This is a genomic window from Mesorhizobium sp. M0894 (genome assembly GCF_040319725.1).
Lineage (GTDB): Bacteria > Pseudomonadota > Alphaproteobacteria > Rhizobiales > Rhizobiaceae > Mesorhizobium.
Map to the genome: position 1 here is coordinate 1 of NZ_JAMYOG010000031.1, position 14,905 is coordinate 14,905.

The 14,905-nt window shown below is 62.6% G+C and carries 15 protein-coding genes; 7 read left to right on the forward strand and 8 right to left on the reverse strand.

Annotation, left to right across the window (positions count from 1 at the left end):
• From rlmJ to NKH91_RS30675, 3 genes are all read right to left on the reverse strand, one after another.
• Positions 1 to 296 (reverse strand): 23S rRNA (adenine(2030)-N(6))-methyltransferase RlmJ (rlmJ, locus tag NKH91_RS30665; protein WP_352951030.1); only part of this gene is annotated, 296 nt, incomplete at its 3' end.
• Entirely contained in the window at positions 293 to 904 is a 612-nt protein-coding gene (locus tag NKH91_RS30670) for a hypothetical protein (RefSeq protein WP_352849251.1), read from the reverse strand. The genes NKH91_RS30670 and rlmJ, both read right to left, overlap by 4 nt.
• A 24-nt stretch (positions 905 to 928) precedes the next feature.
• Entirely contained in the window at positions 929 to 1,588 is a 660-nt protein-coding gene (locus NKH91_RS30675) for a TetR/AcrR family transcriptional regulator (RefSeq protein ID WP_352849248.1), read from the reverse strand.
• Positions 1,589 to 1,728: 140 nt separating this feature from the next.
• Here NKH91_RS30675 and NKH91_RS30680 point away from each other — a divergent pair, with 140 nt between their 5' ends.
• The gene (locus NKH91_RS30680) at positions 1,729 to 1,905 is read left to right on the forward strand and encodes a hypothetical protein (RefSeq protein WP_352849245.1); all 177 of its coding nucleotides are present in this window, start codon (positions 1,729 to 1,731) and stop codon (positions 1,903 to 1,905) included.
• 51 nt (positions 1,906 to 1,956) lie between these two features.
• Here the strand turns inward: NKH91_RS30680 and NKH91_RS30685 are convergent, their stop codons facing one another.
• From NKH91_RS30685 to NKH91_RS30705, 5 genes are all read right to left on the reverse strand, one after another.
• Positions 1,957 to 2,859 (reverse strand): aminoglycoside phosphotransferase family protein, encoded by a 903-nt coding sequence (locus NKH91_RS30685; RefSeq protein WP_352515674.1) that lies wholly within the window; start codon positions 2,857 to 2,859, stop codon positions 1,957 to 1,959.
• Between the two features lie 18 nt (positions 2,860 to 2,877).
• The gene (locus tag NKH91_RS30690; RefSeq protein ID WP_023719810.1) at positions 2,878 to 3,327 is read right to left on the reverse strand and encodes a DNA polymerase III subunit chi; all 450 of its coding nucleotides are present in this window, start codon (positions 3,325 to 3,327) and stop codon (positions 2,878 to 2,880) included.
• Positions 3,328 to 3,357: 30 nt separating this feature from the next.
• Positions 3,358 to 4,854, reverse strand: a complete 1,497-nt coding sequence (locus NKH91_RS30695; RefSeq protein ID WP_023719811.1) for a leucyl aminopeptidase — start codon at positions 4,852 to 4,854, stop codon at positions 3,358 to 3,360.
• Positions 4,855 to 4,941: 87 nt separating this feature from the next.
• Entirely contained in the window at positions 4,942 to 5,325 is a 384-nt protein-coding gene (locus NKH91_RS30700) for a VOC family protein (protein ID WP_352494878.1), read from the reverse strand.
• Between the two features lie 73 nt (positions 5,326 to 5,398).
• Entirely contained in the window at positions 5,399 to 6,565 is a 1,167-nt protein-coding gene (locus tag NKH91_RS30705) for a flavin-containing monooxygenase (RefSeq protein ID WP_352481799.1), read from the reverse strand.
• 354 nt (positions 6,566 to 6,919) lie between these two features.
• Between NKH91_RS30705 and lptF the strand changes: the two genes are divergently transcribed.
• The 6 genes from lptF to rsmA all read left to right on the forward strand — a co-directional run bounded on the left by lptF (position 6,920) and on the right by rsmA (position 14,601).
• Complete coding sequence (lptF, locus tag NKH91_RS30710) at positions 6,920 to 8,122, forward strand: LPS export ABC transporter permease LptF (RefSeq protein WP_352494877.1); 1,203 nt, start codon at positions 6,920 to 6,922, stop codon at positions 8,120 to 8,122.
• Positions 8,119 to 9,204 carry an LPS export ABC transporter permease LptG gene (lptG, locus tag NKH91_RS30715; protein ID WP_023719815.1) on the forward strand — a complete coding sequence of 362 codons (1,086 nt, stop codon included), beginning with the start codon at positions 8,119 to 8,121 and terminating at the stop codon, positions 9,202 to 9,204. The genes lptF and lptG overlap by 4 nt, the downstream gene beginning before the upstream one ends.
• Positions 9,204 to 11,621: an LPS-assembly protein LptD gene (locus tag NKH91_RS30720; RefSeq protein WP_352849239.1), complete on the forward strand. Its 2,418-nt coding sequence runs from the start codon at positions 9,204 to 9,206 to the stop codon at positions 11,619 to 11,621. Before lptG ends, NKH91_RS30720 begins: the two co-directional genes overlap by 1 nt.
• A gap of 119 nt (positions 11,622 to 11,740) precedes the next feature.
• On the forward strand, positions 11,741 to 12,667 hold the full coding sequence (locus NKH91_RS30725; RefSeq protein WP_023719817.1) for a peptidylprolyl isomerase: 927 nt from the start codon (positions 11,741 to 11,743) through the stop codon (positions 12,665 to 12,667).
• Between the two features lie 13 nt (positions 12,668 to 12,680).
• Positions 12,681 to 13,709, forward strand: coding sequence for a 4-hydroxythreonine-4-phosphate dehydrogenase PdxA (gene pdxA / locus NKH91_RS30730; RefSeq protein WP_352494875.1), 1,029 nt, complete (start codon positions 12,681 to 12,683; stop codon positions 13,707 to 13,709).
• 52 nt (positions 13,710 to 13,761) lie between these two features.
• Positions 13,762 to 14,601, forward strand: coding sequence for a 16S rRNA (adenine(1518)-N(6)/adenine(1519)-N(6))-dimethyltransferase RsmA (rsmA, locus tag NKH91_RS30735; RefSeq protein WP_023719819.1), 840 nt, complete (start codon positions 13,762 to 13,764; stop codon positions 14,599 to 14,601).
• Positions 14,602 to 14,905: the final 304 nt, after the last annotated feature.

A 14,905-nucleotide genomic window follows, 5' to 3' on the forward strand; every position in this document is an offset into this window, starting at 1 on the left:
TTTTTTTCCCGGCGCGGGGCGTTTTTCCGCCACCGTGTGCACAATATATTGGGGCCCCCAACGCCCCCCGGGGGGGGGCGTGGGCTGTATGGGCCCCCCGGGCCTTGGCCCCCCTGCCATTCGCCCGTCTTTTGCGCTTCGGTTGAGGACAGATCGTAGCGGCCGATGCCGGCATGGGTGTCGATGACCCGAAACGCCTTGTCCTTCTGCTTCAGATATTCGATCAGCCGGCTGAGCACGGCATGCTTGACGACGTCGGCGAAGTTCCCGGCATGGTAGGCGTGGCGATAGTTCAATTGGAGCCCCTACCCCAGCGCGGCGGTGGCGGCTGCGAGTCCGGATTTTCCGGCCGGCGGCCGCCGAAACGGAATGCCAGCGCCAGCCCGGCCAGGCCGGCCGCCATCAGGGAAAAACCGACCGGCCGCGCCCGGCGGTCGACCTCGCCGGCAGCCGAGCGCAGGACGAGGTCGACGGCCCGCATCGGAATGCCCTCGGCGTCGCCCGGACCGACGGTGAAGATGTAGGAACCGGGGGTAACGCTCGGGATCAGGCCGGCCTCGTCGCGAAAGATCCTGTCCGGCAGCTGTGGGCTGACCTGGCGCGGATTGTCGGAGTGATTGAACTGCAGCGTCGAGGCGAGCACCGTCCTGCCGCCTGTGGCGGCGGTCAGGGTCAGCACGGTGCGCTGCTGCGAGACGATGCGCTCGGCTCTTGCAGTAAGATCGACCAGCACGCGTAGCGGCCCGTCGCGCGCGCTCAGGGCCACCGTCACCGGCTTGAACCGGCCCTGGTCGTAAACCCGCCAGGTGCCGATCTCACGGCCGGAGAAATTGGTCATCGCCCAGGGATAGACGACGCCGATGCCGGTACCGATGAGCAGGATCAGAAGAAACAAAAAGCGCATGCGGACAATGCCCCGTTGATGCAACTACCTCGCATTGGCACCGTCGCGGATACGCTCCATCTCGTCCAGCAACATGTCGAGGCCTATATCGAAGGTCTTGTCAAAACCGGCTGTGCCGAAATATGCCCCGGCAGCCATGACGCTGGGGAAATCCCGCGCTAGCGCTTCATCGCTCACCGTGGTGACCGCCGAAGGCCCCTTGGCGTAGCCGGCCGTCTCGTCAAGGATCGCGCCCATCAGATAGTAACTCGTGGCTCGGAACAACCGGGCGCTGAGTTCCAAACCGAAACCGCCGGCTTCGAACAGGCCGATCACGTCGTTCAGCTTGGCGAGACATGCCGGCGAATTCATGCGGTAGACCACAATGAACGGCGCAAAGGCCGGATGTTCGGTGGCGACCCGGCGGTATTCCTTCACGGCGACGTGGATCCGCTGGCGCCAAGGCATGCCGTCGTCAGGAATCTTGATCGAGCTGATCTGTCGATCGACCAGTGCCTCGTAAAGATGCGCCTGGGAGGGGAAATGATGGTAGATGCTCATCGCTTCGCAGCCGAGTTCTGCCGCCAGCTTGCGCATCGAAAAGCCGGAAAGCCCCTCCCTCTCGATTACCTCGAAAGCCGCATCCTCGATCATCTCGCGAGACAGCCGGCCGCGCGTTCGCTTTTTTTTGACTGATATGTCCATGGTGCCGCTTGACAACTTACGCTGTAAGGTTAATTTTCGACATTACCTTACATCGTAAGGCCAACAAAAACCAGAGGAGAACGCAATGAACAGCTTCCATATCGTTTTCATCCACGCCCTCTTCGCTTCATCATGCATCCTTGCTCGCCTCCACGGTCCACGCGCTGACCCTGACGCTGGCCTCCGCACCGGCCCGTGCCGACGACTATGACGCAACCATCAACGACATCCAGTCGACCATGGGCGCTTGGAGCTCTATCTTCAACGGCATGCAGGTCGATTTCGATACGTTCAGGAGGGAGACGGGCGGGCAGTAATGCTTTCGTTTTTGGAGCGGGATGCGTTCAAACTGAATTCTCCATCCCGCTCTAACTGTTTGTGTGATCCGCCAGCACCTCATTGATAACCCGCCACGATTTTTCCGCCTCGCGCTGGTTGCCGTCATGTCCCGAAGCGACGATCAGCGCCTTCCAGAGCGCCCAGCCCCGAGCGCGCGCCCAGCTGTGCTCGTCAAGGGAAATGGCGTCGCGGAACGCCTGGCGGCTCTCGCCGTAAAATTCCGTCCATGCGATCACCAGGTCACAGGCAGGATCGCCGATAGCCGAACTGCCGAAATCGACGACCGCGCAGAGCTTGCCATCTTCGACGAGCAGATTGCCTGAGGCAACGTCGCCATGGACCCAGACCGGCGGCCCTTGCCATCGCGAGCCGAGCGCGGTCGCCCACACCGCCTCGGCGGTTGCCTTGTCGATGCGGCCGCCGAGCGCCGAAAGCGCGGCTCGGGTCTGGGCGTCGTAGACTGAAAGCTGGCCACCGCGGTGGAAATTATGCTGACCTGCCGGTGGTCCGCCAGCGGCGTCGATCCGGTAGAGCGCAACCAGAAAGCCGGCCAGCGAACGAGCGAATTCATTGAGATCGGCAATCAGCCCACCAGCCGCCGGCCGGCCGCGAAGCCAGCGATAGACGGACCAAGGCCATGGATAGCCTTCACCGGGCGCGCCTCTGGCCAGTGGCACCGGTATCGGCAGAGGCAAGTGAGGCGCGAGGCGAGGCAGCCAGCGATGCTCCTTCTCGACCTGGGCAACATAGGCGGCAGCGCTGGGCAGCCGCACCGACATTCGATCGCCCAGCCGGAAGGTGCGGTTGTCCCAGCCGCCAGGCTCGACCGGCTCTACCGGCAGGTCCGCCCATTCAGGGAACTGCGCGGCAATCAAGCGGCGAACAAGTGCGGCATCTATCGATATGCTTGGTGTTTGATCATCAGGCGGCATCGGGCTTGCTCAGGTCTTCTAAGCCTTGCGTTCCCAGCGCCGGTCCGGTGTTTGCTGCCAGTAGGTCACGGTGTGGCCGGCCTCCTTCATTGTCTTCCAGTGCGTGCGTGCCGCCTCTAGCTGGGCTGCATCGTGGCCGTCGAACAGGAACACGGCGCGCTGGTAGCCGCCAAGCTCCGGCGGCACCGCGCCATCGACCAGGAAGCGTATCTGCGCCTGGTTCGGATTGTCAGGTCCGACGGTCAGAAGCACCGGCTGCTCGGCCGGATGGGCTTCGCGGTCCGTTGCATGGGCCAGGAACGAATCGTCCCGGAAAGTCCACAGATGCTGGTCCAGCGCGTCGCGCCGTTCCTCGGTGCCGGTCTGCACCACGGCGCGCCAGCCGCGATCGATGCTGCGCTCCAGGAGGCCGGGCAGCGCGTCCTCCAGGGTCGATTCGGTCAGGTGATAGAACAGGATTTCGGCCATGACTTCAGTCTAAATCATTTGGCGCGCCGCTCATTGCTCGTAATGATCGCGCACCAATCGGTCGAGCAATCTGACGCCGAATCCGGAAGCCCATGACTGGTTGATCTCGTTGGAGGGCGAGCCCATCGCGGTGCCGGCAATGTCGAGATGCGCCCAGGGCGTGTCCTTGACGAAGCGCTGCAGGAACTGCGCGGCGATGATGGCGCCGCCATAACGGCCGCCAATATTCTTCATGTCGGCATTTTTGGACTCGATCAGCTTGTCGTATTCGGCGCCGAGCGGCATGCGCCACAACCGCTCCTGCGTCGCCTGACCGGCCGCCGTCAGCCGGTCCGCTAGCTCGTCATTATTAGAGAACAGGCCGGCATAATGCTGGCCGAGCGCGACCATGATGGCGCCGGTCAGCGTCGCCAGATTGATCATGAATTTCGGCTGGAAGCGGTCGTTGCAGTACCACAGCGCATCGGCCAGCACGAGGCGGCCCTCGGCGTCGGTGTTGAGCACTTCGATGGTCTGGCCAGACATCGAGGTGACGATGTCGCCCGGTCGTTGAGCGTGGCCGTCGACGGCGTTTTCGACCAGCCCGACAATGCCCACGACATTGACCTTCGCCTTGCGCGCGGCCAGCGCGTGCATCAGCCCGGTGACGGCAGCAGCGCCGCCCATGTCGCCCTTCATGTCCTCCATGCCGGAGGCCGGCTTGATCGAATTGCCGCCGGTGTCGAAGGTGACTCCCTTGCCGACGAAGGCGACCGGGCTTTCCTTGGCCTTGCCGCCGTCCCACCGCATGACGGCGATGCGGGCGCCACGCGGCGAGCCCTGCGCTACGCCCAGCAGCGAACCCATGCCGAGCTTCTTCATCTCCTTCTCGGCCAGGATCTCGACCGTGACGCCGAGCGCCTCCAGTTGGGCGATGCGGGCGGCGAATTCCACCGGTCCCAACACATTGGCCGGTTCATTGACCAAATCGCGCGCCAGCAAGACGCCGTCGATCACCGCCGCTTCATCGGCAAAGGCCTTCTTTGCGGCCGCCGGATCGGCCGTGTGAATGGTCACCTTTACCGGCTTTTTTGGCTCACGCTTGCCGTCACCATTGTCCTTTTTGGTCTTGTACTTGTCGAAGGAATAGCTGCGCAGCAGGATGCCCGCGGCAAGCTGAACGGCTTGCCTGCCGCTGACGGCGGCGCCGGGAAGATCGAGCACGACGGCCACTTCGGTTGCCTTGCGAAAGGATGCCGCAATCGTGCCGCCGAGCTTCAGCCAGGCGTAGTCATCGAGATTGGAGCCCTTGCCGGCGCCGACCGCCACCAGCCGCTCGAGCGACGTCCCTTCCGGTGCCAGCACTTCGACCTGGCTGGCGAATTTGCCGGTGAAGTCGGCGACGGGAAAGGCCCGCTCGAGGGTCTTTGCCGGATCGCAGGCCCTGACCGCATCACCGAGGCCGCCCTCGTCGGCCGCCAGAACGAAAACGCTGCCCTTTTTGGGCGCGGCGAATTTGGCGAAGGCGATCGAGGGTCTCGAATTCATCATGTCCTGCTTTCGGGGAAATGCGTTGGATTATCGGGGAGAGGCGTTCGATTGGGCAGATCGGATCTAAGATGCCGTGTTATTGCGTCAGTGAGCGGCGGGTTGAAACAGCTCGATGACATTGCCGGATGGGTCTTCGAGCAGGGTCTGGGAACCGCCGACGCCCGTTATGATATCGTTGCGAAAGACAAGTCCAGCACTCTTGAGACGCGCAACCTCTTCTTTCAGGTCCGGCACCACCAGCAGGATGCGGTTCCAGCCTCCCGGCACCGGCTGCCGGCCGTCGGGCATCGCCCGAGCACCCGAACTGCCGGGTCCGCTTAGAAGGAGCCGTAACGCGCCGCGCGTGACGGAGGCAAAAGCCGGTCGCGCGTCCTGTTGGACGGCGAAGCCCAGATGTCCGCAATAGAAGTCGATCGAGGCGGCGACATCATCGACAATGTAGCGAATGCTGACTGGCGTCATGATCATTGACCTTTCGGTTCGAGCACGTTCCAACAAGGCGTGTCTATTGCGGGCGGAACAGTCGGCATAGTCCTGCTCATTATCGCCGCTTGACAATCCGCGCCGCTATCGCCCTAGCCTGAATGCGGGCATTGGCGAAACAACCGCGAATGCTCGGCCGCATGCCGGTAAACCACAGACCGGGCAATCGCGGGTCGGCTTCGCCGCCGTTGAAAAGCGGAACGCCCTTGCCGTCGAGAACGCCGAGCTTGCCGACCATCTGCTCCAGCCCGGTCCGGTAGCCGGTCGCTGAGATGACGATATCGGGCGTGATAAACCTGCCGTCGTTCAATATGATGCCGTCGCGAGTAAATTCTCGCAATGGCGGCACCACCACGATCATGCCTGCCTTGATGGCGCGAACCGCGCCGTCATCGGCTGCGATCGCGGTGTAGTCGGCGCTCAGACGGCTCGCACCTCCTATGGAGGCCGGCGGAAGCCCGAATTTCGTCAGGTCGCCGAAAACCAGGCGCTGGGTTGTCGCCATCACCGCATCGGCAATCCGTACCGGCAAGCGCGCCATGAAAGGCGAAAGCCTGTGGACGGCGATCTTGCAGATGCGTTTCGGCAGCAATGACGGACCATTGCGGGCCGACAGCCAGATGCTTTCGGCGTCTGCATCCGCAAGATGATTGAGGACGTCGAAACCCGAATTGCCGGCACCGACCACCAGCACCTTTTTGCCGGCATAGTCTTTCGCCTCGCCAAAATCTGCCGAATGGACGATCCGGCCGGCAAAATCCTTCATGCCTTTCCATGCGGGAATAAACGGCTGCCGGTCGCGCCCGGTGGCGACGACGACATGGCGCGCCGGACGGGATCCGGAATTGGTCTGTACGGTCCAGTGATCGCCATCGAACGTGATCTCTTCGACGGCAACGCCGAATGTGACAGGCAGCCGGTGCACTTGGCTGAAATCGTTCAGATGGCGAATGACGGCGGTTCTGTGCGGGAAGGCCGGGGTGCCTGCGGGATAGCCGATGCCGGGCAGCGTCGAGAGATCGCGATGCGTGTTGAGGTGCAGACGTTGGTGCCGCCGATGCCAGGGCTCGGCAAGCCGGCTCTCCTTTTCCAGGACGAGCGTCGGTACGCCGGCCTTCATCAGGGCGTGGGCGGCGGCAAGGCCGGCCGCGCCGGCGCCGATCACAATCGCGCCATCAAAGACCGCTTCCCAACCGGTTTGACTGCGCAATTTTTCCGCTTCCATGCTGGGGCTCAACAGATCCTGACCCGTCTTATCACGCCGCCGCGGCGGCGATCGGCGCGACATTTGGTCGTTTTGCCGCATTTGACAAGACTTTGGCCGAAATCGCTCCCATATGCGACATTGAACCATCCACGATTCGTCGCGGCACGGCCCCGCTTCCCGCCGCAACCTGTTGTTAACCAACAATGTTCGCCCTTTCTTATCCATTGCCGCCGACACTCCGGCCCAGCGGAATTTGCGATACGGGACAGAACCCAGATCGAACCGCCAAACTGAGCCAGTTGTGCAGCCGGCGCCGGACGACTACCTTATTCCAAGGCATGATGCCGTTCGAAACCGCCGAGAAAAGCCTTCATGAAGGTCGTTGAACGTTACATCATGCGCCGTGCTTTCGCGGTATTCGCGCTGGCGCTCGTTTGGACGCTGGCGATCGTCTGGACGACTCAGGTGCTCGCCCGCATCGACCTCGTCACCGATAGCGGTCAGTCGGCCCTCACCTTCTTCGAAGTCGCAGCGCTGATCGTCCCGTCGATCGTTCCGATCGTCGTGCCGTTCGCCCTAGTCGTCGCGGTCGCGCAGATCCTCAGCGTGATGAATTCGGATTCGGAGCTGGCCGTCATCAATGCCGCCGGCGCTTCACGCTGGACCATCGTCAGGCCGATCATGCTTCTGGCACTCGCAGCCAGCGTTTTTTCGTTTGCTGTCGACAATGGCGTCGACCCTTACGCACGCCAGAAGAACCGCGAGTTGATTGCTTCGTCGCGTGCCGATCTGTTGTCGTTGATCATCCAGGAAGGCACCTTCCGCAAGATCGATGATGGCCTGTTCCTGCAGGTTGGCGAACGGCTTCCCGACAATCGCCTCGGCGGCATCTTCGTCGCCGACTCGCGCGAAGAAGGCGTCAATCTCATCTATTATGCCAAGACCGGCAGCATCATCGAACGCGGCGACGAGAAGGTGCTGATGATGAATGACGGCGTCATCCATCGCAAAACCATGACCGGCGACCTCTCGGTAATCCGGTTCACCTCCTACGCCTTCGACTTGTCCGCTTTCTTGTCGGCGTCATCTGACATTCTGCTTTTGCCGAAGGACCGGACGACCCAGTACCTGCTCAATCCCAGTCCGAACGACAAGATGTACCAGCAAAAGCCGAACAGGTACCTGGCCGAGCTCAACCAGCGTTTTTCCGAGTGGTCCTATTCGCTCGTCTTTGCGCTGATCGCGCTTGCGGTCGCCGGAGATGCGCGCTCGCATCGCGAGGCGCGCGTGCACCCGCTGATCACGGCAATCGCGATCGCGCTGTTCGTGCGCTGGCTCGGGTTCTTTGCCGCCGGCAAGGCCGACAAGGTGCCGCAATATGCCTATATGGTCTACGGCGTCCCGATCGTGGCATCGGCGATCGCTATCTGGTTCATCGTTTCCAACCGGACGATGGAACTGCCGGTTGCTTGGGCCGATTGGATAACCAATCTTGCCGGCCGCTTCAATGACGGCTGGAGCGCCGTCAAGCTCCGCTTTGCCCGGCGTGGCGCATCCGGACAGGGAGCCGGCTGATGGGCTGGACTCTGGGTCGGTACTTCTTCTTTCGCTATGTGACGATCACCATCTGGTTCTTCATTGGCCTTTTGGCGCTGGTGTTCCTGATCGATTTCACCGAGCTTTCCGGCCGCACGACCGGCGTGCCGGGCTTCACCTACGCAACGGCGTTCGCCATTTCGGGGCTCCGGATGCCGATGATCATGCTGCAGACGGTGCCGTTCGTCGGCCTGTTCTCGGCGATGGCGACCCTGGTGTCGCTCAACCGCAAATATGAATTGGTCATCGCCCGTTCCGCCGGGGTTTCCGCATGGCAGTTCCTGCTGCCGTGCTGCATCGGGGCGCTGCTGTTTGGGGCCTTGTCGGTTGGCGTCATCAATCCGATAGCCGCGCACGCCTATTCCTGGTCCGAGCAGATCGAGACCCAGCTCCGTTCGGGCAAGTCGAACACCGTCTCGGCCGACGCCGCGCCCTGGATCAGGCAGAAAACCAGCTCCGGCGATACCATCATCGGCGCGCGCGCCATTCTCAATCAAGGCCTGGAGATGGCCGACGCGGTCTTCTTCAGTTTCAGCCCGCAAGGCGACATCATCGAGCGCAAGGATGCCGCGCACGCCTTTTTGCGGGACGGCTACTGGGAATTGCGGGACGTCAAGGTGTTCCGGGACGGCACCATCCAGTCGTTACCCAGCGATCGGCTGCCGACCGATCTCAAGCCGGAATTCGTGCAAGAGCGGTTGGCGCGCCCTGAGACCATCCCCTTCTACGATCTGCCCGGCAAGATCGAGGTGGCCCGCTCCTTCGGCCTCAAGGCAAATGCCTTCGCCATGCAGTTCGATTCCCTGATTGCGCTGCCCTTCCTGCTCGTCGCGATGACGCTGATTGCGGCAACGGTATCAATGCGATTTGCGAGGATGGGGCAGTCGGCGACGATGATTCTGGGTGGCATCGTGGCCGGCTTTCTGCTTTATGTCGTTTCGGTGCTGGTCAAGGCATTCGGCGTAGCGGGATTCGTACCCACTGCCGTAGCGGCTTGGGTCCCGGTTGTCGTGGCTATGTTCTTCGGGGTGACATTCCTGCTATACAAGGAAGACGGCTAGTGAGGGAGGCGGTTTTGCGCAGCCATAGGCACGCCGGTTTGGCACGCCTCTCTGCGGCGAGCGCCTTGGCATGCCTGCTTGCCGGCGCTGCCCCGGTTGCTCCGGTTTTCGCCCAGGACGTCAGTGAGCTGGCAACGAAGGTTCCGAGCGGCACGCAGATGCTGCTGGCAGCCGATACGCTGGTCTACGACAACGACAAGCAGACTGTGACGGCCGTCGGCGGCGTCCAGATCGACTATGGCGGCAACCGTCTCGTCGCCCAGCGGGTCGAATACAACCGCAACACCAAACGCCTCGTCGCCAGCGGCAATGTCGAGCTCGTCAACAGCGACGGCACCAAAATCTATTCGCAGCATGCCGACATCACCGACGATTTCGCCGACGGCTTCGTCAACGCGCTGCGTGTCGAGACCGTCGACAAGGCGTATTTCGCCGCCGAAAGCGCGGAGCGCATGGGCGGCGTGCTGACGACGTTCCACAATGGCGTCTACACCGCCTGCGAGCCGTGCGAGGACAAGCCCGACAAAGCGCCGACCTGGCGTATCAAGGCCAGGAAGATCATCTGGAACGGCGAGAAGAAGACGGTTCGCTTCGAGAATTCGAATTTCGAGTTCTTCGGCTTTCCACTGGCCTATCTGCCGGCTTTCGAGATCGCCGACCCGACGGTCAAGCGCAAGAGCGGCTTCCTGATCCCCGGCGTCGCCTACAAGAGCGATCTCGGCGTCGGTGTTAGAGTCCCCTATTATTTCGCGCTCTCGCCGACCTACGATCTAACTGTCACCGGCAGCGGCTATACCAGACAGGGTTTCCTCGGTGAGGCCGAGTGGAGGCAGCGCTTCAACAACGGTCAGTACAGCCTGAAGATTGCGGGCATCCGGCAAGAGAATCCCGACGCCTTCATCGACGACAATGGCCACAACGTCAGTTCGGGTACCGAGGGCGATCCGAACAGGTTCCGCGGCATGATGGGCACCCAAGGCCAGTTCGCCATCAACCCGCGCTGGGACTTCGGCTGGGACATCCTGCTGCAGAGCGACAAGAGTTTCTCGCGCACCTACGATATCGACGGCTTCAACGATAGCGTACACCGCTCCGAGGTGTACCTGACGGGGCTCAACGATCGCAATTATTTCGATGTGCGCGCCATGCACTTCGACGTTCAAGAAGACACCCTCGCCAGCGATCCGACCGCCCGCGCCGCCAAGCAGCCCTGGGTGCTGCCTTCGCTCGACTACGCCTATATCCCCGACATGCCGGTGGCCGGCGGGCAGCTGTCGTTCGACGTCAACGCGCGGATCATAGGCCGCGACAGGCTCGATACGGCTCTTGCAGATTCGGGCATCCCTTCGTCCGTCAACAACGTCCGCGGCATCGACGGTCAATCCGGCCGCCTTACCGCGCAAGCCGAATGGAAGCGCACCTTTACCACCGATGGCGGGCTGCTGCTGACGCCGCTCCTGGCGCTGCGCGGCGACGCCGGCTATGTCAACGCCTCCTCGGCCTCGCTCGACGCCGTCAACCAGATGGCGACCAATCTCGGCGTTGACGACGACATGCGTTCGTCGCTTGCCCGCTACATGGCGACCGCCGGCCTTGAGATGCGCTGGCCGGTGCTGTTCTCGATGACCAGTTCCAGCCATGTCTTCGAACCGATGGCGCAAGTGTTCATGCGTCCGAACGAGCAATATGTCGGCGGGCTGGCGGTCCCTAACGAGGACGCCCAGAGCTTCGTCTTCGACGCCACGACGCTGTTCGAGCGCGACAAATTCTCCGGCTATGATCGCATGGAAGGCGGCACACGCGCCAATGTCGGGCTGCGCTATTCAGGCGCATACGACAATGGCTGGAGCACCAATGCGGTGTTCGGCCAATCCTACCAACTCGGCGGCCAGAACTCGTTCGGCACGCCGGATCTGGTCAATGTCGGCGCCTATTCGGGTCTTGAAACCGCAACCTCCGACTATGTCGGCCTTGTCGGCTTCAATAGCCCCAGCGGATTTTCCGGCTCGGTCAGCGGCCGTTTCGACGAGCAAAGCTTCGAGGTCCGCCGCGCTGAGGTAAAGGCCGCCTTTTCAGGCCTGCCCGTATCGCTGAGCGCCAAATACGCCTTCATCCAGGCGCAGCCGCTCTATGGCTTCTCCACGGATCGCCATGAGATCACGCTCGGCGCCTCGACGCATCTTGCTGAGAATTGGCGCGTCTTTGGCACCGGCACGTATGATCTGGAGCAGAGCATCCTGGTCAAGGACGGGGTCGGCTTTGCCTATAGCGATTCGTGCTTTACCTATTTGATGACGTTTTCGGAAAGACGTGACCTGAACACCAAGGAAGTATCGCAGAACGTCGGCTTCAACCTGTCGTTCCGCACGCTCGGCGATTTCGGCTCGTCGCAACGCTCCATCGACACCATCCAATAAGGGGAGCAGCAGTCGGCAACGGGGCGGCTGGCGGACGACATTGTTTCGCCGCATAGAGCAGGCACGAATTTCCGCGGCCTGAACTGGGACAGGTTGGGCCGAATCGAGATGGAATTGGGATGCTTTCGATGAGGAAATACCTCTTTTCGGCAGGCTTCGCGCTGCTGGTGGCGGTCTCGATCACCGCAGTGACGCGGCCGGTTTTCGCCAGCGAGATCAAATACGTCGTCAACAATATACCGATCACCACCGGCGACATCCAGCATCGCGCGGCTTTCCTGCGCCTGCAGCACAAAAAGGGCGATGCCGGCCAGGAAATGATCGACCAGACGCTGCGCATGGCCGAAGCCAGGCGGCTCGGCATCCGCATCAGCGACGCGCAGGTCGATGCCGCTTATCAGCGTTTCGCCACGAGCAACAAGATGCCGCTCAAGCAGCTTGACGGCGCCATGGCGCAATCCGGCGTCTCCAAGGAGCATTTCAAGGAGTTTATCCGGGCGCAGATGGCCTGGAACCAGGCGCTGACCGCGCGTCACCGTTCTAGCGACGGCGGCGGCGCCATAAGCGAGCAGGACCTCGTCAAGCGCATGCTCGAGAAAGGCGGTAGCAAACCGAGTGCCACCGAGTACATGCTGCAGCAGGTCATTTTCGTGGTGCCGGCCGCCGAGCGAAGCGCGACGCTGGCCAAGCGCAAACGCGAAGCCGACGCCATGCGCGCCCGCTTCAACGGCTGCAACACCACGCGCGAATTCGCCAAGGGCCTGATGGATGTCACCGTTCGCGATCTCGGCCGGGTGCTGGCGCCGCAATTGCCGCTGGACTGGGCCGAGCAGATAAAAGCTACAAAGGTTGGCGGCGCCACCACGACGCGCGAAACCGACCGCGGCGTCGAATTCATCGGCATCTGCTCGTCGCGCGAGGTGTCAGACGACAAAGTCGCGCAGATGGTGTTCCAGAATGAAGGTTCGAGCGACAAGAACGCCGACGAGCTCTCGAAGAAATATGTCGAGGAGTTGCGGAAGAAAGCCCGCATCATCGAGCGCTGAAGTCGCGATAGCCGTGCCTCACGCAGAGCTTCCGCTGGCGCTGAGCGTCGGCGATCCGTCCGGTGTGGGGCCGGACATCGCCATCGCCGCTTGGCAGGCCCGCGATACCGCCGGCGTTCCGTCTTTCTATCTTCTTGCCGATCCGGCACTGATTGCCGCGCGGGCGCACAGGCTCGGCGCCGATATTGCGATGGCCGAGACAACGCCGGCGCTAGCGCCGGAGATGTTTTCGCGCGCGCTGCCGGTGGTGGCGCTTGCCGCCCGTTTCATCGACAGTCCCGGCCGCCCTGATCCAGCCAACGCCGCCGGCATCGTCGAGGCGATCGACCGCGCCGTCGCCGACTGCCTGGCCGGCCGCGCTGCCGCGGTCGTCACCTGCCCCATTGCCAAGAAGCCGCTCTACGATGCCGGCTTTCGCTTTCCCGGCCACACCGAATATCTGGCGCATCTGGCATCGCTTCATACCGGTACCGAGGTGACGCCGGTGATGCTGCTTGCCGGACCGGACCTGCGCACCGTGCCGGTCACCATCCACATCGCGCTGGCCGAGGTGCCGAAGGCGCTGACGACCGACCTGATCGTCACCACCGGCCGCATCACCGCCGCCGACCTTGCAAACCGCTTCGGAATTGCCAAGCCGCGGCTCGCCATTACCGGCCTCAACCCGCACGCCGGCGAAGGCGGCGCGATGGGCACCGAAGATGAGCGCATCGTACGCCCGGCGGTCGACAGGCTGAGGCAGGAAGGGATCGACGCCTTCGGGCCATTGCCCGCCGACACGCTGTTTCATGCTCGCGCCCGCGCCGGCTACGACGTGGCGCTCTGCATGTATCACGACCAGGCGCTGATCCCGGCCAAGGCGCTGGCGTTTGACGAGGCTGTCAACGTCACGCTCGGCCTGCCCTTCATCCGCACCTCGCCCGACCATGGCACCGCCTTCGACATCGCCGGCAAGGGCATCGCCCGCGCCGACAGTCTGATTGGCGCACTGAAGCTCGCTCGCCTACTTGCCGATACTGGGACAAAAACTGCAGGCCAATGAGCCCAATCCGATGATCCTAACCCAATGAGCCCAGCCCGATGAGCCCAGCCCGATGAGCATAGACGGGCTGCCGCCGCTGCGTGAGGTGATCGAGCGCCATGGGCTGCAGGCGAAAAAGGCGCTCGGCCAGAATTTTCTGCTCGACCTTAACCTGACAAGCAAGATTGCGCGGACCGCCGGCGACCTGAGCGACGTTACGGTTATCGAGGTCGGTCCCGGTCCGGGCGGGCTGACTAGGGCCCTGCTCCTCAACGGCGCCCGGCGGGTCGTCGCGATCGAGCGCGACGAGCGCTGCCTGGCGGCCTTGGCCGAGATCGCGAACCACTATCCGGGTCGGCTCGAGATCGTGGCCGGCGATGCGCTGAAAACTGATTTTGCAGCGCTTGCCAAAGGAGTGCCGGGAAGCAGCGGGTCGGCGAAAATCGTCGCCAACCTGCCTTACAATATCGGCACCGAATTGCTGATCCGTTGGCTGACCGTCACCGAGTGGCCGCCTTTCTACACATCGATGACGCTGATGTTCCAGCGCGAGGTCGCCGAACGCATTGCAGCCAGCCCCGGCAGCGAGGCCTATGGCCGGCTCGGCGTGCTGGCAGGGTGGCGGACGGAGGCGAGGATTGCCTTCGACGTGCCGCCGCAGGCGTTCACGCCGCCACCCAAGGTGACGTCCTCGGTTGTGCATCTGGTGCCACGCGCCAGCCCCTTGCCGGCAGAGGTGAAACGGCTCAGCCGCGTCACCGAAGCGGCGTTCGGCCAACGCCGGAAAATGCTGCGGCAGAGCGTGAAAAGCCTTGGCGGCGAGGCGCTGCTCACCCGCGCCGGCATCGATCCGACCAGGCGTGCGGAGACGCTCAGCGTCGAGGAATTCGTGCGGCTGACGAATGCGGTGTGAGGCTGTGATGCAGGAACTTGGAGTGGTCGCTCGGCTTTTCCCACTTATCGAGGCAGGCGAGAAAATACCCACCATACGCTGGCGCGAAATATCGATTTTGCCGGGCTATATGCGCTATGTTTGTGACGGCGATGCCAGCAGGATCGCGATTGTGTGGGTCACGCGCTGCACCGATCTGCGCCTGTCCGAGGCGGCAGCGTTCCTTGGAGAGAATCGGAATGGCCCCAAGAGGTCACGGGGATGCGAGAGCACTATCCGCAGATCGGACGGACCGACATTGTACAGATCATTGAACACTTGACAC